This window comes from Cupriavidus sp. 05L411 (genome assembly GCF_056398045.1).
This window is the reverse complement of the sequence record NZ_JBFTOQ010000046.1, coordinates 1-20,658: the sequence shown is the minus strand read 5'-3', so window position 1 is coordinate 20,658 and position 20,658 is coordinate 1. Positions and strand designations below refer to the sequence as shown.

The following is a 20,658-nucleotide window of genomic DNA, read 5'->3' as shown; positions in this document are numbered from 1 at the left end:
GGGGCGCTTAGATTTCCGGTTCTTCGTCGTCATCGCCGCCGGCATACACCGGCCTGATGCGGAAAGACTGGAGGTACTGGATCCACTGGGAGCCCGGCAACTCGGCGAGCGACTCCTGCACGAATTCGATTTCGGTATCGAACTGCTTCGGCGTCAGGCCGCCACGCATCAACTGGAAGCGGCAGTACACCAGGTAGGTATTGACCACGTCGGTCTCGCAGTAATCGCGGATCGCGGGCAACTGGCCGTCCTGGTAGGCCTGCCAGACCTTGCTGCCGTCCATGCCCATCTTGCCGGGAAAGCCGCACAACTTGGCCAGATCGTCCAGCGGTGCACTGGCACGCGGCTGGTACATCGCCAGCAGGTCCATCAGGTCCAGGTGCCGCATGTGGTAACGACTGATGTAGTTGTTCCACTTGAATTCGCGGCTGTCGGACTCGCTGCCTTCGCCCATTTCCCAGTAGCGCGGCGCCACGATGCCATGCACCAKCCCGCGGTAATGCAGCACGGGCAGGTCGAAGCCGCCACCGTTCCACGACACCATCTGGGGCGAGTAGCGCGCCACCAGGTCATAGAACTTCTGGATCAGCACCGCCTCGCCGTCTTCCAGCGTGCCAAGCGAGCCCACATGGAAAACCGGAGTGCCGTCGCGCTGGTTACGGCGCRGCACGCAGGAAATAGCCGCGATGCGCTGCAGGTAGTGCGGCAGGAAATCGGTGCCGTTTTTCTCGCGGCGGGCCGCGAAAGCATGTTCGGCGACCTCGGCGTCGGTCATGGAATCGGGATGGTCGTGCAGACGACGCAAACCATCGACATCGGGAATCGTCTCGATGTCGAATACCAGCACAGGTGTCATAGAACAGCGTCCTTGCGCACGCCTTGCGAAGCAAAATGGCGTTTGAGCTTGACCAGCGCCTCTTGCTGGATCTGGCGCACACGCTCGCGCGTCAGCCCCATTTCCTCAGCAAGTTCTTCCAGCGTGGCCGGCTCGATGTGATTAAGCCCGAAGCGGCGCTCGACAACATAGCGGTGCTTTTCGGACAAACGCGCCAACCATTGTTTCATCAGGTTTTCCAGCTCGCGGTGGGCGACTTCCTGGTCGGGCGCGGCGTTGTGTTCGTCCGAGAGGAAATCAAGCAGGCTGGATCCGGGATCGAGATCGAATGGCGTGTCGAGCGAGGTGGTGTGCTCGTTGAGCGCGAGCACGTCTTGTATTTCGTCAGGGGTCTTGCCCAGCAGGTGGGCAATGTCTTCCAGGCTGGCATCGCGGCCGTCGGTGCCGCCCTTCTCCAGATGACGCTTGGCGCGCAGCACCTGGTTGAGTTCGCGGATGACGTGGACCGGCAGGCGCACGGTGCGCGCCTGGTTCATGATGGCGCGCTCGATGCTCTGGCGGATCCACCATGTGGCGTAGGTCGAGAAACGGAACCCGCGGGAGGGGTCGAATTTCTCGATGGCGTGCATCAGGCCGAGATTACCTTCCTCGATCAGGTCCAGCAGCGGCACGCCGCGATTGAGATAGCCCTTGGCGATGCTGACCACCAGCCGCAGGTTGCGCTCGATCATGACCTGCCGCGCCGAGAAATCGCCGCCCTTGGCCAGGGTAGAAAAATGCAGCTCCTCCGGCGCAGACAGCAGCGGCTTGATGCTGATGCGATTGAGGTAATGCTGGACGGTGTCGGCTGCCAGTTCGGTGTGCAGCACGGTGCGGAAGTCGTCATGATCGGGCGCAGCCGGCTCGGCTGCGGCCTCGCCTTCTTCTTCGTCCTCGGACTCTTCTTCGTCCTCGTCGCGGGCCTGGCGCTCGACTTCCTCGACCATCAGGTCGGCCTCGCGCAGGCCTACGGCCGTACCCGTGGTGATGGGCTCATCGGTGAGCGGCACCAGGTCGGCGGCCGGGTCCTGGCCGTAGGCCTCGGAATCTGCATCGGCATCGGCTTGCGCCACGCCAGTGGACTGCTGCAACTCCGGCTGCTTGGGACGCCGAGCGCGGCTGGTGCTTCCGGTGGAGACAGTTTTCTGGCGTGGCATGAACCCTCACTGTGGCGGCAGATACCGCATCGGATCGACTGGTTTCCCGTTCTTGCGTACCTCGAAATGCAGCTTCACACGATCGGTGTCACTGTTACCCATCTCTGCAATCTTTTGTCCCTTGCGGACCGTTGCCTGCTCCGTCACCAGCACCTTGTCGTTGTGGCCGTACGCAGTGAGATATGTATCGTTGTGTTTGATGATGACAAGATTCCCGTAGCCGCGCAAGGGGCCAACGTGAATCACGCGGCCATCGTCGGCTGCTTGCACCGGATCGCCCTTTTTGCCGGCAATATCGATGCCCTTGTTGCCTTTTTCGTCGAAACGCCCGATCAACTGACCGGTGACCGGCCAAGCCAGCCTGACCGAGCCATCGGCGGCGGGCGCGGAGGCCGCCGCCACGGGCGTGGAAGCCCCGCCAGCAGTGGCTGTCGGCGGAACCGGCGTGGGCACAGGGCGCGCCTGGTCGATTGGCTGGCCCTGCACGCCGCCCGGCGTCACCGGCATGGTGGCTACGCCGGTGCCCGCGTTGACGTCGGCGCCTGGAGGCGCCACGCGCAACAATTGACCCACTTCGATCTGGTTGGCGTTGGCCAGGGAATTCCAGGCCGCGACATCGCGATAGGACTGGCCGTTCTCGAGCGCGATTCGATAAAGCGTATCGCCTCGCTTGACGCGATAGTACCCAGGCGGCGCGGGTTCCAGCGGGACCACACCGGCGACGCCGGCTCCGGAGGTGCGGTCCACCACGGGGGCCGGCATGGGCGAGGAGGCGCAGGCGGCCAGCAAGGCCAGCAGCAGGGAGGCGGTAGCGAGCTGCCCGGCGCGGGCGAAACGTTCCGTGTTCACGATATTGTGCATAGTTCGACTCAGATAGTGCCCGATTTTAATGGCACAAAGAAAACGGCTTCAAGCGCGGTCCGGTGAAACCGATGCCGGTTACGCCGCTCGATCAACAATAATTGCTGTGTGACGGTCTGCCCGGGGCCGCCGGCGGAGGGAGGCACTGCCACGGGCGCGATCAGCCGCCCGCCAATGGCAAGCTGCTCCAGCAACGCCTGAGGCACCTCCATGCCGGCCGCCGCCAGGATAATCGACGAAAATGGCGCCGCCTGGGGTAAACCCAGCATGCCATCGCCATAGTGCAGGCGCAGGTTTGGCACCCGCAGCGGCCGCAAGTTCGCCTTGGCTTGTTCGTGCAGCGGACGAATCCGCTCGATGGAGAACACTTCCCGCGCCACCAGGCTCAGCACGGCCGCCTGATAGCCGCAGCCGGTGCCGATTTCCAGCACACGCTCCAGCGGCTCATCCGCGCCGAGGCCTTCGCGCAACAGCTCGATCATGCGAGCCACCACCGACGGCTTGGAGATGGTCTGCTGGTGGCCGATCGGCAACGCCGCATCTTCATACGCCTGCGACGACAGGCCGGGCTCGACAAACAGGTGGCGCGGGATGGTGGCAATCGCGTCGAGCACACGGTCGTCGCGGATGCCGGCCGCGCGCAGCCGCGCCGCCAGCGCGCCACGCGCGCGTTCCGAGGCCATGCCACCGCCGCCCGCCGTGGCGGCACTGGCGCGCGCCTGCACGGCGCTCGCTGCCGGGGTGGGCGCAGCGGGCGCCTTGGCCGCACGCGATTTGGCGGCCATCGCCGCGCCGCGCGCGCCGCCCACGGCAGGCATGCCGGCGGTACGCGCCGGCGCGGGCTTGCGCTCGACCACCGCGTCCAGCGACAGGGGAAATTTTGGGCGACGCGGGACGGAACTCATGACGGCCGGCTACTACGCGGGCAAGAGCTTATGCCAGCCACTGGTTGATCTGCTCGAGCTGCCCGCGATGAGTCAGGTCGAGCTGCAAAGGGGTCAGCGACACGAAGCCTTCGCCCGTGGCATGGAAATCCGTGCCCTCGCTCGCATCGCGCGCATCGCCGGCGGGGCCGATCCAATAGTTGGTATCGCCGCGCGGGTTGACCTGCGTGATCACCGGCTGGGACGGATGGCGCTTGCCGAGCCGGGTGGCACGGTAGCCTTTGATGTGTTCAAACGGCAGGCTGGGAATATTGACGTTGAGCAGGAACGGCTCGGCCGAGGGCCTGGCGATATAGCGCTCAACGATGTCGCGTGCCACGCGCGCGGCGGCGTCAAGATGAGTCCAGCCCTTGTCCACCTGCGAAAAGGCGATCGAGGGAATGCCGAGCAAGAAGCCCTCGATGGCGGCGGCGACGGTGCCGGAATACAGTACGTCCTCGCCCATGTTCTGACCCTGGTTGATACCGGACACCACCAGGTCGGGTTTCTCGTCTAGCAGGCCGGTCAGCGCGATATGCACGCAATCGGTCGGCGTGCCGTTGACGAAGCGGAACCCTTTCTGCACGCCCTCCCGGGCTTCATAGATGGACAGTGGCCGCTGCAAGGTCAGCGAGTTGGATGCACCGCTGTGGTTTTGCTCAGGTGCAATCACCGTGATGCGCGCCAGCGGCGCCAGCGCGGCATGTAGCGCGGCTAGCCCCGGCGCCAGGTAACCGTCATCGTTTGCGAGGAGGATATGCATGGCCGGGATTGTACCTGACAAGGCTGCCGCAAGCGGCCTGTCCGCAGCGCAAATCCTGCCGCAAAACCAGTACCCGGCGGCGGCTCGCCAGCTTGTAACAGAACGACCGTGCTATTTTTGCGCTACACTTGCCCGGGCCTGCCTGGCGCAACTGGCATGGACCACGCGTGCACCGCGCATGCACCCTTTTGCGCCATCTTCTGCCGGGCATCGAACATATCACCGGAGACATGATGAAAGCCGTACTTTGCAAAGCCTGGGGCCCGCCTGATTCGCTGGTGCTCGAAACCCTGCCTGACCTGGTGCCCGGCGCGGGCGAAGTCGTCATCGATGTGAAGGCGGCTGGCGTGAATTTTCCCGACGTCCTCATCATCCAGAACAAATACCAGGCCAAGCCGCAACTACCCTTCTCGCCTGGCTCGGAACTGGCCGGCGTGGTCAACGCGGTGGGCGAAGGCGTGACGCACGTCAAACCCGGCGACAATGTTATCGCCTACCTGGGCAACGGCGCCTTCGCCTCGCAGGCCAAGGCCCCCGCCGCCGCGGTGGTGCCGATGCCGCCGGGCATCGACTTCGAGACCGCCGCGGCGTTCACCCTTACCTACGGCACCTCGCATCACGCGGTGATCGACCGCGGTGAGCTGAAAGCGGGCCAGACCATGCTGGTGCTCGGCGCTGCCGGCGGCGTGGGCCTGGCCGCCATCGAAATCGGCAAGGCCATCGGCGCGCGCGTGATCGCAGCCGCCTCCACCGACGAAAAGCTCGCGGTCTGCAAGGACCATGGCGCCGATGCGCTGATCAACTACAGCACCGAAGACCTGCGCGAGCGCGTGAAGACACTGACCGATGGCCGCGGCCCCGACGTCATCTATGACCCGGTGGGCGGCATCTACGCCGAGCCGGCGTTCCGCTCGATCGGCTGGCGCGGCCGCTACCTGGTGGTGGGCTTTGCCAATGGCGAAATCCCCAAGCTCCCGCTGAACCTGGCGCTGCTCAAGGGCGCCTCGCTGGTGGGCGTGTTCTGGGGTGACTTTGCGCGGCGCGAGCCCAAGGCCAATCAAGCCAACATGGCGCAGATGCTGGGCTGGATGAAGGAAGGCAAGATCCGCCCGCACATTTCCGCGCGCTATCCGCTGGACCAGGCGCCGCAAGCCCTGAAAGACATGGAAGCCCGCAAGGTCACCGGCAAGATCGTCATCGTGCCCTGACTTGGTGCGCCTCTGGCGCCGTGCAAGAGTAAATAAAGCGCCTGGTGCCGTAGCACCAGGCGCTTTTTTCTTGCGCTGCGGCGCTTCACGCAGCCATCACTGCGCGCATCAGAAGCGATGCTGCAAACCGGCGGTCACCCCCACCTGGTTGTTTGCATAGCCGATGAAGTCCCGGGACAAGCTCACGTTCTGCCCGTTGCGCGCCTTCGCATAGCCACCCGACAGGTAAGCCGTGGTGCGCTTGGACAGCGCGTACTGCGCGCGCATTGAGAACAGGATCGGATCGGCATCGCTGCCGCCCTTGATATTCTGCTTGTAGACCGCGCCATACAACGTGAACGCCGGCGTGAAGTCATACGACGCACCGCCCCAGTACATATCGCTGCGGTGAGACGCGGCTGCCGTGGTGAAGGTCCGCTTGTAGTTGCGGTAGCCCGCGTAAAGCTTCAGGTCGCCGAAGTCATAGCTGGCGCCAGCGTGGATGCCCTGAATGTAGTCCGTGACATCGGCCGGCGTCGTGCTGGTGCCTGCGCCGTTCTGGCGGTCCCAGGTGGCGGCCGCGGCAAAGCCGCCCGCACTGTAGCCCACGCCGAGATCGTACTTGGACGAGCTCTTGAAGCTGCCGGCCACTTCGCCCAGTGCCATCGTGGCGCCCAGCTTCACACCACCAAAAGTGCCGTCGTAGCGGATCGCGTTGGACGCGCGCGAGAACAAGCCATCCTTGCGGTCGCCAGTAGCGGTCGCCGAGGTCGCCCACGAATAATTCGGCGCGTAGCCCATCGGGTCGAACGGCAGCATGAAATCGTAGGTGGTGGTGAAGGTGCGGCCCAGCACCACTTGGCCGTACTTGCTGGACAAGCCAACAATGGCGCGCCGATCGAACAGCGTGCCATCGGAATCCAGCCGGCCTGTATCGATGGCGATGCCGCTCTCCAGCTGGAACAGTGCCTTGAGCCCACCGCCAAGATCCTCGCTGCCGCGCATGCCCCAGCGCGACGTGTTCTTTCCGCCCGAGGTCATCTTGACCACCGAACCATTCGGGCCGGCATGGCTGGCATACTCGATGCCGGCATCCATGATGCCGTACAGGGTCACGCTGGATTGCGCCGCTGCGCCACCGGCCAGGCTCATGCCGACTGCTGCCAGCGCGATCGATTTCAGCTTCATGCTGTCTCCTCTTGTGATTTGTGACTTGCGATTGTTGTGGTGATGTCCGGGCAGGCCCCCGGGATGGCACGCATGGTATGGCAGGCGCACTTTCAGTTCGCTTTCGAAATTCGACGGATTTCATCACCGCGCCGGCGTTCGAGGTTGGGAGTTTCCCTAGCTTCAAAGTCGGGCCGGATACCTGTATTTCTCAGCGCGGCCCGCCTTCGCGGCCCTCCCCCGCTTTTACCGATTTCACCCGGGCGCCCTGCCCGCCAAGAGAATGCGAATCCTGCTCGTTGAAGACAATGTGATACTGGCGAATGCCCTGGTCGAGGCGCTCAGCCAGGCGGGCTTCGCCGTGGACTGCATGCACGATGGCCGCGCGGCCGATCACCTGCTCTCGACCCAGGACTACGCGCTGGTCATCCTCGACCTGGGCTTGCCCAAGCTCGATGGCCTGGAGGTGCTGCGGCGCCTGCGGCAACGGCGCAATGCCATGCCCGTGCTGATCCTGACCGCGCACGGCTCGGTCGAGGACCGTGTGAAGGGGCTCAATCTTGGTGCGGACGACTACCTGTCCAAGCCGTTCGACTTGTCTGAGCTGGAGGCCCGCGCGCGCGCGCTGATACGCCGCAGCTTTGGTCACGAGAGCACGCAACTGCAATGCGGCCCGCTGCGCTATGACGGCATCAGCCGCGCCTTCGTGCTGGGTGGCGAGCCCCTGGCGCTGACCCGGCGGGAGCGCGCCGTGCTCGAGGTGCTGATGCTGCGCGACGGGCGCGCTGTCAACAAGGAAGCCATGTCGGAGAAGATTTTCGGCATCGACGAATCGGTCAACCCGGACGCCATCGAAATCTATGTGCACCGCCTGCGCAAGAAGCTCGAAGGCAGCGGCGTGGCCATCGTGACCCTGCGCGGGCTGGGCTACCTGCTCGATGCCTGCGCACAAGCGGACATGGCCACGCCGGCTGCCCGATGAGAGTCCCGAGCCTGCGCCTGCAGCTGTCACTCTGGCTGCTGCTGCCGTTGCTCGCCCTGCTGGCAATGGACGCATGGATGACCTATCACCGTGCGATGGACGCCGCCCACGTGGCGTTCGACCGCACGCTGGAAGCCTCGCTCAAATCGATGCGCGAAGGCATCCGCCTGCATGAGGGCCGCTTCGCCATCGACGTGCCTTACCTGGCGCTGGAGATCTTCGAGTCCGAGGCCGGCAGCCGGATCTACTACGTGATTCGCGACGAGCACGGCGCCACGCTGACCGGCTACGACGACCTGCCGATGCCGGCCACGCCAAAGCAGCCGCTCTACAAGACCGTCTTCTACGACGCCGTTTTCCGCGGCGAGCCGGTGCGCATGGCAGCGCAGCCGCTGCCGGTGCGCGACATGCCGTCGGGGCAGGCGCGGCTGGTCTGGGTGCTGGTCGGCGAGACCATCGAGCCGCGCCAGTCGCTGGCGCACGAGATCCTGGCCGGCTCGCTGCAACAGGAAATGGTACTGGTCACGCTGGCGCTGGGCATCGTGTGGTTCGGCGTGCGGCGCGGCCTGCGGCCGCTGCACCGGCTCAGCGCCACGGTGGCCGAACGTGGCGCCGACGACCTGGCGCCGCTGGAGCAAAAAGACCTGCCCGCAGAAATGAAGCCCCTGGTCGAGGCGATCAACCAGTACGTCGCGCGCCTGCACCGCATGTTGCTGGCGCGCAAGCGCTTCTTTGCCGATGCCGCCCACCAGCTGAAGACCCCGCTGGCCATCATGCAGGCGCAGTCAGAACTGGCGCTGCGCGAGCGCGATGGCGAACGCATCCTTCGCCACCTGCGGCCGCTGCACGATACCGTGCGCCACGCCGCCAAGGGCGTGCAGCAACTGCTTTCGCTATCGCGCCTGGAACCGGACAGTGGCTACGCGCCGGCGTTGCTGCCCTTGCGCCTCGATACGCTGGCCAGGGACGTGGCCCTCGAATGGGCACCGGTGGCGCGGGCCGCCCAGGTCGACCTGGGCTTCGAAGCCGATGCGCCGGTGCAAGTCTTGGGGCAAGCGGAACTGCTGCAGGAGTTGGCCGGCAACCTCGTGGACAACGCGATCCGCTATGCCGGCCCCGGCGCGCAGGTGACGGTCCGCGTGGCGGGTCCGGAGAACCAGCCGTTGTTGCAAGTGGTGGATAGCGGCCCGGGCGTTGCCGACGACGAACGCGACAAGGTATTCCAGCGCTTCTATCGCGGCGAATCCACCCCGGGGCAGAATGGCAGCGGCCTGGGCCTGCCGATCGTGCGCCAGATCGCGCGCGCCCATGGCGCCACGGTGGCGCTTGAGGAAACCCCCGGCGGCGGCCTGACCGTCAGTGTGCGCTTCGCGGTGACCGCGGTGGCAGGCGCCGGGGCCGGGCTCGCGTCGCGCCAAAGCTGGCGGGACCACTAAGAGGCGGTTTCAAAATGAAGCGAATCGGTTCTGGCCAGGCGCGCGGCCGCAGACAGTACAAGTGGTACGGCCAAGGCCGTGCAACGACGCCAGCATCTTTTTGAAATGGCCGAAATGGCCACTAAGGCGGGCAATTGGCCGGCAGCGCCAGCTCCTGCCGAAACGGATCGACCTTCAGGCTTGGATCCTTCATGCGCAAGCAGTAAGTCCCTGCAGCGCCGCGCACGCGCGCGGTACGATTCGTGCTCACATGCGACTCGACAAGGGCTTCGCCCTGCGCGGCAGCTGCCATGCCCGCGGCAAGCCGCTGCGCAGGCGAGGCCACCGCGTCAGAGGCGGCGCGCTCGAAGACGGCCTCGCCCCGCTGACGACTGCGGGCGATATTGTCCCGCGCAACGCCAGTGGCAGATGCCGTATCTGCGGAGCGCGTCGGTGCCAGCGGCAGCATGGGCACGCTGGCCGCGCTCGAACTGTTGAAAGGTGCGCCCGCCCCGGGCGGCAAAGCCATCGCCGCGACTGGCTCCCGGCCGGGCTGTCCTGCCGGCGCGGCGCGATTCGCAACGGCGGACGCACGCTCGGGCCGAGGCGCAGACAAGGCCTGCGGCTTGCGGGAGGATACAGCGGGCTTGGCGGTGGCAGCGGGCGTGGGCAACCTGGCATTCGGCAGCACAGCCACCCACTGCATGGCCCGCTGGTCCCGCTCGCCCGGCCGAGGCAACGAGAACGAGGCCTGCCGTGCCGGCCAGGGCACCGGACCCAACACGAGCCCATGCGCCACCAGCACCAGCGCCACCACGATCGACCACTGCCGGCGGCGCGTGGCGTGCGCGCCGCGGTCAGCATTGGGCATCACGCTGGCTTAGACGAACTGGCGGTGTTCCTGCTCCAGGTCGCTGGCTTGGCGCAGGATATGCGCGATCGCGGTAATGCAGGCAGCCAGGAACAACGCCAGCACGGCCCGCCCGACATTGCCGAAGTGATCGGCCGCGGCCGCCGAGAAATACTCGCCGCGCGCATAGCGCTGAAACAGCGCGCGCAAGTTAAGCAACGCAAGGGCCAACGCCAGCAGCGGAACACTCGACAGCAACGCGGCGCCTAGCCGCTGCCATTCGCCAAGCGCCACCAGGTCCAGCGCAAGCCGCGACACGATCCGTGCGCTCAGGCCAAAGCGAAGGCCACCCAGGCGCGCCACCACCGGCATCAGCCAACTGGCGGCGTTGAGCAACAGCATGACCACCACCACCAGCAGGCTCAGCGCAGCCAGGCGCTGGCTGACACGGACGATGCGTGAGGAAACAGGGGGATGCATGGCAACTCCGGCGACGGTGAGCAAGCCGTGATTCTATGTGGAAATGATTGTTTCACAAACAATTATTATTGCAAAACAATAATTTTAAACCAGTCTCCACCATGCTCCAGCTCGCTCTCGCCCGGGCGCCAGGCCGACAGCTGGCTTACAGCCGCTCGGTCTCTCCGCTCTTGGGCTGCCACTTCATCAGCCGCTTCTCCACGCTGCCGACCAGCGTATCCAGCATCAGCGCCGCCGCGGTCAGCACCACGATGCCCGCAAACACGGTGTTGATGTCGAAGGTGCCCTCGGCCTGCAGGATCAGGTAGCCGACGCCGCGCGCCGAGCCCAGGTACTCGCCCACCACCGCGCCCACGAAGGCCAGGCCGACTGACGTATGCAACGAGGAAAACACCCAGCTGGTCGCGCTCGGCAGGTAGACATGGCGCAGCAGCTGCTTGCGGTTCGCGCCCAGCATGCGCACATTGGCCAGCACCACGGGACTGACTTCCTTGACGCCCTGGTAGACGTTGAAGAACACGATGAAGAACACCAGCGTCACCGCCAGCGCTACCTTTGACCATATGCCCAGGCCAAACCAGACGGCGAAGATCGGCGCCAGGATCACGCGCGGCATCGAGTTCATCGCCTTGATATAGGGATCGAGGATGGCCGAGGTGAGCGGGCTGAGCGCCAGCCACAGGCCAACGCCGAGGCCCGCTGCCGTGCCGATGCCGAAGGCCAGCAGCGTCTCGATCAGGGTCACGCCGAGGTGGACGTAGATGTCGCGCTCGACGACGAACCAGTTCCAGATGCGCTGGGCCACCATCAGCGGCTCACCGAAGAAGAAGGCAACCTGCTGCGAGCGCGTGGCGGCATGCCAGGCGCCGAGGATCACAACGAGGACGAGCAGCTGCCAGAATCGCAGCATGCCCTTGGAGTCGGGACGGAAAGCCATGGGAATCGAAACTCGAATTGAAATCAGACCGGATTGAATGGGAACGAAGCGCGCCTGGCCGTCTCAGGCCACCTTGCGCTGCTGCGCATAGCCCTTGAGGACTTCCTCGCGCAGCACGTCCCAGATGGCCGCGTGCAGCTCGATGAAGCGAGGATGGTTGCGGATCTCGGCCACGTCGCGCGGACGCGGCAGGTCGATGGCAAACTCGCCGATCGGGTGCGTGCCGGGACCTGCCGACAGCACCACCACGCGATCGCTCATGGCGATGGCCTCGTCAAGATCGTGGGTGATGAACAGTACTGCCTTGCGCTTGGCCGCCCACAACTCCAGCACCTCGTTTTCCATCAGCTGGCGGGTCTGGATGTCGAGCGCGGAGAATGGCTCGTCCATCAGGATGATGTCCGGATCCAGTATCAGCGTCTGGGCCAGGCTCACGCGCTTGCGCATGCCGCCGGAGAGCTGGTGCGGGTAGCGGTCGCCAAACCCGCCCAGGCCGACGCGGCGCAGCCAGGCCTCGCCCTCCTGCTGCGCTTCGGCACGCGCCATGCCGCGGAACTCAAGCCCGGCAATGACGTTGTCGAGCGCGCTGCGCCACGGCATCAGGGCTTCGGCCTGGAACATGTAGCCGGCGCGGGTGTTGATGCCGCGCAGCGGCTCGCCGAACACCCGTACCTCGCCGATTGAGGGCTGCAGCAAGCCGGCCCCCACATTCAGCAAGGTGGACTTGCCGCAGCCGGTCGGCCCCACCACGGAGACGAACTCGCCGGGCTGGATGTCCAGGGTGGTCTCCTTGACGGCGGTATAGCGCTGGCTGCGATCGTCGCGGGAGACGAAGGTGCAGGTGACGTTGTCGAGAGAAAGTGCGGGAGTGCTCATGGCAGGCTCTTGGCGGATACGGTGCTGAATGACGCGACGGGTGCGATCGATGCAGGCACGGTGGCTCCGCGCGATAGTAATGACGTGGAAAACAGGCTCAGGACGGCGCACCGGATGCCATGGATGGCATCGGCAAGCGCCAATGCAAAGGCCCGCTGCACGCAGCGGGCCGCCGGCACCCAGGGCGCAGGCGATGCCTTACTTGTACTTGGCGTTCGCCTTCTGCACGAAGGTGTTGGTGAAGGTGTTTTCCAGCTTGATGGTCTTGCCCTTCAGGTCCGGGTCGAACTGTTGCAGCGTGTTGAGCGCGGTCTTGGGACCGTCGGCCGGCATGGTGCCGTCCGGCGAGATGGCTTCCTTGACCTTTTCCCAGGCGGACAGGTACAGCGCGCGATCGCCCAGCAGGTAGCTTTCCGGCACGGTCTTGACGATGTCCGACGGGCCAGCCTTCTGCAGCCACTTGAGCGCGCGCACCATGGCGTTGGTCATGGCCTGCGTGGTGTTCGGATTCTGCTGGATAAAGGTGGTGGACGCGTACAGGCAACCCGACGGCATATTGCCGCCGAAGACAGCCTGGGTGTCCTTCAGCGTGCGGGTGTCAGAGGCGATGTGCACTTCGTTCTTCTGGGTCAGCATCGACACCACCGGATCGAGGTTGGCCATCGCGTCGATCTGGCCGGAGCGCATGGCCGCCACCGCGCCAGCGCTGGCGCCGACACCGATGAAGGAGACGTCCGATGCCTTCAGGCCCGCTTTTGCCAGCACGAAGTTGGCCATCATGTTGGTGGAGGATCCCGGCGCGGTCACGCCAATCTTCTTGCCCTTGAGGTCGGCCACCGACTTGAAGTTGGGCATGGTCTTGTTGGAGACCACCAGCACGATCTGCGGGGCGCGGCCCTGCAGCACGAATTCCTGATACTGCTGGCCCTTGGCCTGCAGGTTGATAGTGTGCTCGTAGGCGCCTGAAACCACATCGGCGCTGCCGCCCACCACGGCCTGCAGCGCCTTGGCACCGCCGGCGAAGTCGACGATCTCGACGTCGAGCCCTTCATCCTTGAAGTAGCCGAGGCGCTCGGCAATGGTCAGCGGCAGGTAGTAGAACAGGTTCTTGCCGCCCACGGCGATGGTGACCTTGGTCTTCTCGGGCTTGCCCTGTGCCTGGGCGTAGCCGCCAAAGGTGAACCAGCCCGCAAGGAACAGCGCCAGCGCGAGCAGCGCCTGCTTCCAGAATTTCTTGTTATACATTTCTCTCTCCTACCTGATTACCCGTCAACTGCAGCTCTCGCGCTGATGCATGCCGCATGTGCTACGGCTTGCGTCGTGCCGCGTAGCGGCAAGTTGCGATGCTAGCCGATGCCGCAAAGGGCCGCATCGGGATCAACACCTATGCCACGCCGGCATCCGCGCCGGCGTGTGGGCATCGAAGATACAGGGTGCGCCTTTCGGCCGGCTTACTACCGGCCCCTGGGCACAGGCATCATTCCGCGTGGATATCGGCCGCCTTGATGACCTTGGCCCAGCGGACCAGCTCGTTGCGCTGATAGGTCGCGAGTTGCTGCGGGCCCATGAACTTCGCCTCCGCGCCGAGCTCTTCCGCCTTCTTGCGGAAGGCCTCGGTCTGCATGATGCGCTCGATCTCGCCGGCGAGCTTGTCGATGATCGGCTTGGGCGTGCCGGCAGGCGCGTACATGGCGAACCAGGACGACACGTCCAGATCGGGGTAGCCGGCTTCCGGCGCGGAGGGCACGTCCTTCAGGCTGGGCAGGCGCTGCTTGCTGGTGACCACCAGCGCTCGCAGCTTGCCGCCCGCGATATGCCCCATCAGGGGCGGCGGCGTGGTGATGGTGAGATCCACCGAGCCGCCCAGCAGGTCGGTCATGGCCGGGCCGGTGCCTTTGTACGGGACATGGGTGATCTGGATGCCGGCCATCTGGTTCAGCAGCTCGGTGGAGACATGCTGCAGGGAGCCGTTGCCCGACGAGGCGTAGTTAAGCTTGTTGGGGTTGGCCTTGGCATAGGCCACCAGTTCCTTGAGCGTCTTCACCGGCAGGCTCGGCCGCACCACCAGCACCTGCGGGGCCGAGAGGATGTTGGCGACCGGCGCGAAGTCCTTCACGGGGTCCCACGCGTTCTTCATCAGCAGCGGCGAGATGACCTGGTAGCCCGAGTACTGCACCATCAGGGTGTAACCGTCCGGCTTGGCGCGCGCCACCGTCTGCGCAGCAATGCCGCCCGAGCCGCCGGGGCGGTTGTCCACTACCACCGGCTGGCCAAGGGCCTTGGACAGGGGCTCGGAGATCATGCGTGCGGCCAGGTCGGTCGTGCCGCCGGCAGCGGCGGACACCACCAGCGTGACCGGGCGCGTCGGGTAGGCGCCGTCCTGCGCCCATGCGGCCGTGCCGGCCAGGCCGGCGGCTGCCAGCGCCACGGCAGCGGCGAGCGTCTTGCGGCGCGCGCCGGATGCGCACAGGGAAGATTGGGGACGTGCGATGGCAGATGCCGGATTGCGAGGCATGAAGTGTCTCCTGCTTGGTGCTTGTTGATCTTGGTTTTCTGTTCTGCGCCCGCCGGCCCTCGCCGTGCGGTGCGCACCCGTCCTTCGGGATTCCTGCGGCGGGCCCGCTGTCAGCCCTGATGTCGGCCCTGCCCGGCGAAATGCTCGGCCAGCCAGCCCGGCGGCTGGTGCGTGCGCAGGCGCGTGCCCGCGCGCAGCAACTGGCTGGCGGTGTCACGCTGGACCAGCGCGGGCAAGCCAGCCACCACGTCGAGCAAGCGCGCCAGGTCCACGCCGGTGTCCACGCCCATGGCATCGAACATATGCACCAGCTCTTCGGTGCTGACGTTGCCGCTGGCGCCGGGCGCAAAGGGGCAACCACCGAGACCGCCAGCGGCGGCGTCGAAGCGGGTCACGCCCGTCTGCCAGGCGGCCAGCGCGTTGGCCAGGCCCATGCCGCGGGTGTTATGCAGGTGAATGGTGAGGCCCGCCTGCGGCAGGCTTCGCTGGAAACGCTCGCACAGCGCGGCCACCTGCGTGGGATACGCCATGCCGGTGGTGTCGCACAGCGTGATACCGGCCGCGCCGGCATGGGCGAAGGACTCGGCCAGCGCCATCACGGCATCGGCATCGACCTCGCCCTCGAAGGGGCAGCCGAACACGGTGGACAGCGAAACATTGACCGGCACACCTGCCGCGTTAGCCGCCTCGATCATTGCCAGCAACTGCGCTTGCGACTGGGCGCGCGTCATGCGCAGGTTGGCGCGGTTATGCGTCTCGCTGGCCGACATCACCAGGTTGAGCTCATCGGGCCGGCACGACAACGCGCGCTCCAGGCCGCGCAGGTTCGGCACCAGCGCGGTGTAGCGCACGCCCGCGCCGCGCTGCATGCGGTGCATGACCGCCTCGGCATCGGCCAATGCGGGGATGGCCTTGGCCGAGGTAAATGACGTGGCTTCGATGCGGGCAAAGCCACAGGCGGACAAGGCGTCGAGGAAGGCGACCTTGGCATCGGTGGGCACCACGGCCGGCTCAATCTGCAGGCCATCGCGCGGTGCGACTTCGTTGATCTCGATGCGGGCCGGGCCGCGCAGCATGGATGACGCGCTCATGCCACCACCCCGCGTGCGCGCATGCCAGCGATGGTGGCAGCGTCGAAGCCGGCCGCCTCCAGCACGCTGTCCGTGTGTTCGCCCAGCGTGGGCGCACGGTCGTGGATGGCGCCTGGGCTGGCCGAAAGTTTGGGCATGATGCCCGGCACTTCGACGGTCAGGCCGCTGGCCGCGGTCACGCTCTCGATCACGCCGCGCGCACGGTAGTGCGGGTCTTCCGAGATGTCCTTGACGGTGTAGATGCGCCCGGATGGCACTTCGGCCTGCTTGAGCACCACCAGCGCGTCTTCCACGCTTTGCGTGCGGGTCCACGCGGTGATGGCGGCATCGATCTCGTCGACGCGTTTCACGCGGCCATCGTTGCGCGCGAGCGCCGGGTCGTCGCCCAGGTCGGCGCGGCCGATCGCGTGCATCAGGCGCTTGAAAATGGCGTCTCCGTTGGCGGCCACCAGCACGTACTCGCCACTGGCGCAGGGATAGGCGTTGGACGGCGCAATGCCGGGCAAGGCGCCGCCAGCCGGCTGGCGCACGGCACCAAACGCCGAATACTCCGGCAGCAGGCTTTCGCTCAGGTTGAACAGCGACTCGTACAGCGCCACGTCGATCACCTGCCCTTCACCGCCGCGCGCATCGCGTTCGTACAGCGCCAGCAGCACGCCGAGCGCGCCATGCAGCCCGGCAATGGTGTCGCCTAGCGACAGGCCGGCGCGCACCGGGGCACGGCCCGGCTCGCCCGTGAGGTAGCGCAGGCCGCCCATGGCCTCGGCCACCGCGGCAAAGCCCGGCTCATCCTTCTTCGGGCCGGTCTGGCCGTAGCCGGACACGCGCACCATGATCAGGCCGGGGTTTTCCGCGCGCAGCGCTTCATAGCCCAGGCCCCATTTTTCCATGGTGCCCGGGCGGAAGTTCTCGATCAGCACGTCGGCCTCGGCGGCCAGCTTGCGCACCACCGCCTGCCCGTCCGGATTGCGCAGGTCGATGCAGATGGATTGCTTGTTGCGCGATTGCGCTTCCCACCAAACGGAGGTGTCCTCGTAAAGCATGCGCCATTTGCGCAGCGGGTCGCCCTGTCCGGGCGGCTCCACCTTGACGACGTGAGCGCCGAAATCGGCGAGGGTCTTGGCGGCGAAGGGGCCGGCAATCAGTTGCCCGAGTTCGAGGACCCGAATGCCTTCAAGGATCTGTCGCGCCATGGTGGGGGTGTCTCCGTGCGGTGTGAGTTACAGCGGGCGTGTGCCGATGGGAAGCCCCGCGGCCGGTGCGGCCGGTGCGGCTGGCAGCACGCCTTGTTTCGACGCAGTGTGCCCCAGCCGGGCGGCTGGCGGAATCGGCATTCGGAGAAGCGGGCCTTCTCGGAACGCGAAAGCCCCGAACGAGCCACGACAAAGCCTGCCAGGGCGTCAGAACGGCGCGCGGTCGCCGCAGAGATGGGTAATGAGCAGCCGCGCCGACACCGTCAGCCCCGCGGGGTCACGCATGCCGATCAGCAGCGTGCGGCGGGCCCACGCATCTTGCAGCCCCACCAGCGACAAACCCATCGACTGCACGTGCGGCTCGGCCGCGATGCGCGGCAGCACGCCCACGCCCAGCCCCGCCATCACCATGCGGCACATGGCGTCGAAGCTGCGCACCTGGATGCGCAGGCGGAAAGGCCGGTCCAGCCGGCTGCTTTCCTCCAGCAAGCGGGCGGCCAGCGATGTGACCTGCGGCAAACTGACGAAGTCGTACTCCAGCGTGTCCGCATAGCGCACGGGCCCGCGCTCGGACAGTGGATGGCCCGGCGGCGTGACCAGCACCAGTTCGTCCTGCCGGTACTCCACCGTGACCAGGCCCGCGCTGGGCGTGCGGTCGGCAAAGATGCCCACGTCCGCGCGGTTTTCGACCAGCGCGGCCACGATCTCGCTGCTGTTCTGCTCTTCGAGCTCGATGCGGATGGTGGGATGCAGCGCCATGAAGGTCGCCAGGTCGTCGGGCAGGAACTGCGTGATGGCCGAGGTATTGGCGCACACGCGCACCTGGCCGCGCACGCCGCTGGCGTAGTCCGACATCACGCCGGCCATGCGCTCCACGTCCTGCAGGATAGTCAGCGCATGGTGGAAGCAGGCCTGCCCGGCCTCGGTCAGCTGCACCCCGGCCGCGTGGCGAAAGAACAGCGGCGCGCCAACGGCGGCTTCCAGGTCGGAAATGCGCTTGCTGGCCGCCGCCACCGCTAAGTGCGACTGGCGCGCGCCGGCGGAAATGCTGCCCTGGCGGGCCACGGCCACGAACAGGCCAAGCGTGACAAGGTCAAAACGGGCGAGATTCATGYGGTTGTGGCCCCGCGCACGGACCCAGGCGTGGCAATGCGATCGGGCACGGCTACACCGCGCGCCGGTCCATCACCGCGCGGGCAATGGTGCCGGCATCGACGTATTCGAGTTCGCCGCCCACCGGCACGCCGCGCGCCAGGCGCGACACCTTGAGGCCGCGCGCTTTCAGCATCTCGCCAACATAGTGCGCCGTGGCCTCGCCTTCGCTCGTGAAATTGGTGGCGACGATCACCTCCGTCACCGGGCCGCCCATGGCGGGGTCGGTGGCGCGCGCCAGCAACCGGTCCAGGTGGATCTCGCGCGGGCCGATGCCGTCGAGCGGAGAGAGCCGGCCCATCAGCACAAAATACTGGCCGCGATAGGTCAGCGTCTGCTCGATCATGATCTGGTCGGACGGCGTCTCCACCACGCATAGCAGCGAGGCGTCGCGCCGCTCGTCCAGGCAGGTCGAGCAGATTTCCTGCTCGGTGAAGGTATTGCAGCGCGAGCAATGCTTGATGCCGTCGGCCGCGCCGCGCAAGGCGTCGCCCAGCTTGCGGGCACCTTCGCGGTCGTGCTGCAGCAGGTGATAAGCCATGCGCTGGGCCGACTTCGGCCCCACGCCCGGCAAGACCCGCAGCGCCTCGATCAGCGCCTGCAGCGAGGTCGGGGGGGCACCCTTCATGCCGCCCCCCCGGATGCAGCCATGCTCACCACCGGCAAGTGATGCAGCACGGTGGGAAACGGCTCATAGAAATGATGCAGCAAGGCTTTCCACCGCTGGTACTCGGGCGAGCCGCGGAAACCCTCGGTGTGGTCTTCCAGCGTGCGCCAGCGCACTGTCAGCAGGTACTCCGACGGCTGCTCGATGCCGCGATGCAACTCAAGCCCAAGAAAGCCCGGCATGCCCGCGATGATATGACGCGCCTGCCCGAAGGCCGCTTCAAAGGCGGCTTCCTGGCCGGGGCGCACCGGCAGCACTGCGGATTCGAGAATCATGCGGGCTCCGTGTCAGGCTCAGAACGGCAGCTTGAAGCCCGGGGGCAACGGCAGGCCGGAGGTCATCGAGCCCATCTTTTCCTGCGAGGTGGCCTCGGCCTTGCGCACGGCGTCGTTGAACGCAGCGGCGACCAGGTCTTCCAGCAGTTCCTTGTCTTCGCCTTCGGCGAGCAGGCTGGGGTCGATGGAGACGCGCTTGACGTCGTTCTTGCAGGTCATCACCACCTTGACCAGGCCGGCGCCGGACTGGCCCTCGACCTCGATCAGGGCAAGCTGCTCCTGCATTTTCTTCATGTTTTCCTGCATCTGCTGGGCTTGCTTCATCAGCCCGGCCAGTTGGCCCTTCATCATGGAGTGCTCCTGATTAGCGTTTGGATAGAAGTTACGGGCCGCCGCGCGTCATGGGCGCCGGCGGCCTGGCAAAAATAAGAGGTCAGGCGGCGCGCGGCTGGATCGATCCCTCCAGGATCGTGCCACCGAACTCGCGCAGCAGACCCTGCACGAAGGGATCCCCTTCGATGGTGGCCTCGGCTTCGCGCTGGCGCTCGGCGCGAGCCTGCGCATCCGCGGCGGCGGCGGTATCGGCTACCGCACCAATCTCGCACTGCACCCGCACGTCGGTGCCGAAGTGCTCGGCCAGCGTCTGCTGCAGGCGCTCGACGACGCCGGCCTCGGTAATGGGCGCCACCGGCGCGCGCAGGTGGAAGGTACGGCCCACGACCTGGACAAGCTCGCTCTGGTAGGCCAGTTGCTGCGCAAGGCCCTTGAGCGGCAGGCTGGCAGCCAGTGCCGGCCACGCGCCGGTGAACACCGGCGGCGTGCCATCTTCGCCGGCCACCGGCGGCTTAGGCGGCGTGAGCCGCACCGGAGCCACCGGTTCGGCCGGTGCAGCTTGCACGGCAGCGGGAGCAGGCGGTGCGGCGCGCGGGGCAGGTTCGCGCCGGGGCGCGGCCTGGCGCGAGGGCATCGGCTCGGGATCGCTGTCGTACGGCCCGATCACGGGCAGGTCGGGCGGGAGGTCTTCCCAGGGCGGCACGTCGCTGCTGCCTGCGTGTTCCCACGGCGGGACGTCGTCGCTCGGGCCGCTGTCGCGGGCATGGCGCGCATCCGTGGCCGCTTGCCGCGCGGGCGCAGGCTCCCGGCGCGCTGGGGCTGCGGCCTGGGCGGCAGGCATCGGGGCCGCCGGCCTCGACACCGCAGCGGGTGGGCCGGGCGGACGCAAGGGCTGGGCCGAGGGCGGGCGCGCAGCCGGCGCAGCAGGAGCTACGGCTGCAGGCGGCGGCATGCGCGGGC

General features: G+C 66.5%; 22 protein-coding genes. 3 read left to right on the top strand and 19 right to left on the bottom strand.

The window, feature by feature from the left end:
* Positions 1–7: 7 nt before the first annotated feature.
* The 5 genes from AC1DQR_RS33185 to surE are packed head-to-tail and all read right to left on the bottom strand — an operon-like array spanning position 8 to position 4,578.
* The gene (locus tag AC1DQR_RS33185; protein ID WP_477134540.1) at positions 8–856 is read right to left on the bottom strand and encodes a 3'-5' exonuclease; all 849 of its coding nucleotides are present in this window, start codon (positions 854–856) and stop codon (positions 8–10) included.
* Positions 853–2,031: an RNA polymerase sigma factor RpoS gene (gene rpoS / locus AC1DQR_RS33180; RefSeq protein WP_150992413.1), complete on the bottom strand. Its 1,179-nt coding sequence runs from the start codon at positions 2,029–2,031 to the stop codon at positions 853–855. Before rpoS ends, AC1DQR_RS33185 begins: the two co-directional genes overlap by 4 nt.
* A gap of 6 nt (positions 2,032–2,037) precedes the next feature.
* Complete coding sequence (locus tag AC1DQR_RS33175) at positions 2,038–2,892, bottom strand: peptidoglycan DD-metalloendopeptidase family protein (protein ID WP_416049070.1); 855 nt, start codon at positions 2,890–2,892, stop codon at positions 2,038–2,040.
* A gap of 8 nt (positions 2,893–2,900) precedes the next feature.
* Positions 2,901–3,797 carry a protein-L-isoaspartate(D-aspartate) O-methyltransferase gene (locus AC1DQR_RS33170; RefSeq protein WP_416049071.1) on the bottom strand — a complete coding sequence of 299 codons (897 nt, stop codon included), beginning with the start codon at positions 3,795–3,797 and terminating at the stop codon, positions 2,901–2,903.
* A 28-nt stretch (positions 3,798–3,825) separates the two neighbouring features.
* Positions 3,826–4,578: a 5'/3'-nucleotidase SurE gene (gene surE / locus AC1DQR_RS33165; protein WP_416049072.1), complete on the bottom strand. Its 753-nt coding sequence runs from the start codon at positions 4,576–4,578 to the stop codon at positions 3,826–3,828.
* Between the two features lie 233 nt (positions 4,579–4,811).
* Here surE and AC1DQR_RS33160 point away from each other — a divergent pair, with 233 nt between their 5' ends.
* Positions 4,812–5,786, top strand: a complete 975-nt coding sequence (locus AC1DQR_RS33160; RefSeq protein WP_416050353.1) for an NADPH:quinone oxidoreductase family protein — start codon at positions 4,812–4,814, stop codon at positions 5,784–5,786.
* Positions 5,787–5,894: 108 nt separating this feature from the next.
* Here the strand turns inward: AC1DQR_RS33160 and AC1DQR_RS33155 are convergent, their stop codons facing one another.
* Positions 5,895–6,953: a porin gene (locus AC1DQR_RS33155; RefSeq protein ID WP_416049073.1), complete on the bottom strand. Its 1,059-nt coding sequence runs from the start codon at positions 6,951–6,953 to the stop codon at positions 5,895–5,897.
* 262 nt (positions 6,954–7,215) lie between these two features.
* Here AC1DQR_RS33155 and AC1DQR_RS33150 point away from each other — a divergent pair, with 262 nt between their 5' ends.
* Both AC1DQR_RS33150 and AC1DQR_RS33145 read left to right on the top strand, forming a co-directional pair.
* A complete protein-coding gene (locus AC1DQR_RS33150; RefSeq protein WP_416049074.1) occupies positions 7,216–7,914 on the top strand; it encodes a response regulator in 699 nt (232 codons plus the stop codon).
* On the top strand, positions 7,911–9,350 hold the full coding sequence (locus tag AC1DQR_RS33145; RefSeq protein WP_416049075.1) for a sensor histidine kinase: 1,440 nt from the start codon (positions 7,911–7,913) through the stop codon (positions 9,348–9,350). Before AC1DQR_RS33150 ends, AC1DQR_RS33145 begins: the two co-directional genes overlap by 4 nt.
* A 121-nt stretch (positions 9,351–9,471) precedes the next feature.
* Here AC1DQR_RS33145 and AC1DQR_RS33140 read toward each other — a convergent pair whose 3' ends face one another.
* From AC1DQR_RS33140 to AC1DQR_RS33080, 13 genes are all read right to left on the bottom strand, one after another.
* Positions 9,472–10,200, bottom strand: coding sequence for a hypothetical protein (locus tag AC1DQR_RS33140; RefSeq protein ID WP_416049076.1), 729 nt, complete (start codon positions 10,198–10,200; stop codon positions 9,472–9,474).
* A gap of 9 nt (positions 10,201–10,209) precedes the next feature.
* Positions 10,210–10,659 (bottom strand): DUF2975 domain-containing protein, encoded by a 450-nt coding sequence (locus AC1DQR_RS33135; protein ID WP_416049077.1) that lies wholly within the window; start codon positions 10,657–10,659, stop codon positions 10,210–10,212.
* A 145-nt stretch (positions 10,660–10,804) separates the two neighbouring features.
* Entirely contained in the window at positions 10,805–11,596 is a 792-nt protein-coding gene (locus AC1DQR_RS33130) for an ABC transporter permease (protein ID WP_043347500.1), read from the bottom strand.
* 63 nt (positions 11,597–11,659) lie between these two features.
* Positions 11,660–12,472 carry an ABC transporter ATP-binding protein gene (locus AC1DQR_RS33125; protein ID WP_150993113.1) on the bottom strand — a complete coding sequence of 271 codons (813 nt, stop codon included), beginning with the start codon at positions 12,470–12,472 and terminating at the stop codon, positions 11,660–11,662.
* 198 nt (positions 12,473–12,670) lie between these two features.
* Positions 12,671–13,717 (bottom strand): ABC transporter substrate-binding protein, encoded by a 1,047-nt coding sequence (locus AC1DQR_RS33120; RefSeq protein WP_416049078.1) that lies wholly within the window; start codon positions 13,715–13,717, stop codon positions 12,671–12,673.
* Positions 13,718–13,949: 232 nt separating this feature from the next.
* Entirely contained in the window at positions 13,950–14,987 is a 1,038-nt protein-coding gene (locus AC1DQR_RS33115; protein ID WP_416049079.1) for a Bug family tripartite tricarboxylate transporter substrate binding protein, read from the bottom strand.
* Between the two features lie 110 nt (positions 14,988–15,097).
* Positions 15,098–16,078, bottom strand: coding sequence for a hydroxymethylglutaryl-CoA lyase (locus AC1DQR_RS33110; protein ID WP_416049080.1), 981 nt, complete (start codon positions 16,076–16,078; stop codon positions 15,098–15,100).
* A complete protein-coding gene (locus AC1DQR_RS33105; protein ID WP_416049081.1) occupies positions 16,075–17,271 on the bottom strand; it encodes a CaiB/BaiF CoA transferase family protein in 1,197 nt (398 codons plus the stop codon). The genes AC1DQR_RS33110 and AC1DQR_RS33105 overlap by 4 nt, the downstream gene beginning before the upstream one ends.
* A gap of 207 nt (positions 17,272–17,478) precedes the next feature.
* Entirely contained in the window at positions 17,479–18,384 is a 906-nt protein-coding gene (locus AC1DQR_RS33100) for a LysR family transcriptional regulator (RefSeq protein ID WP_043347514.1), read from the bottom strand.
* A 52-nt stretch (positions 18,385–18,436) separates the two neighbouring features.
* Positions 18,437–19,051 (bottom strand): recombination mediator RecR, encoded by a 615-nt coding sequence (gene recR, locus AC1DQR_RS33095; RefSeq protein ID WP_150993105.1) that lies wholly within the window; start codon positions 19,049–19,051, stop codon positions 18,437–18,439.
* The gene (locus AC1DQR_RS33090; RefSeq protein ID WP_416049082.1) at positions 19,048–19,365 is read right to left on the bottom strand and encodes an antibiotic biosynthesis monooxygenase family protein; all 318 of its coding nucleotides are present in this window, start codon (positions 19,363–19,365) and stop codon (positions 19,048–19,050) included. The genes recR and AC1DQR_RS33090 overlap by 4 nt, the downstream gene beginning before the upstream one ends.
* 18 nt (positions 19,366–19,383) lie before the next feature.
* Positions 19,384–19,716, bottom strand: a complete 333-nt coding sequence (locus tag AC1DQR_RS33085; protein WP_006157727.1) for a YbaB/EbfC family nucleoid-associated protein — start codon at positions 19,714–19,716, stop codon at positions 19,384–19,386.
* Positions 19,717–19,798: 82 nt separating this feature from the next.
* Positions 19,799–20,658, bottom strand: an 860-nt coding sequence (locus tag AC1DQR_RS33080; RefSeq protein ID WP_477134539.1) for a DNA polymerase III subunit gamma/tau C-terminal domain-containing protein, incomplete at its 5' end; no start/stop codon positions are given.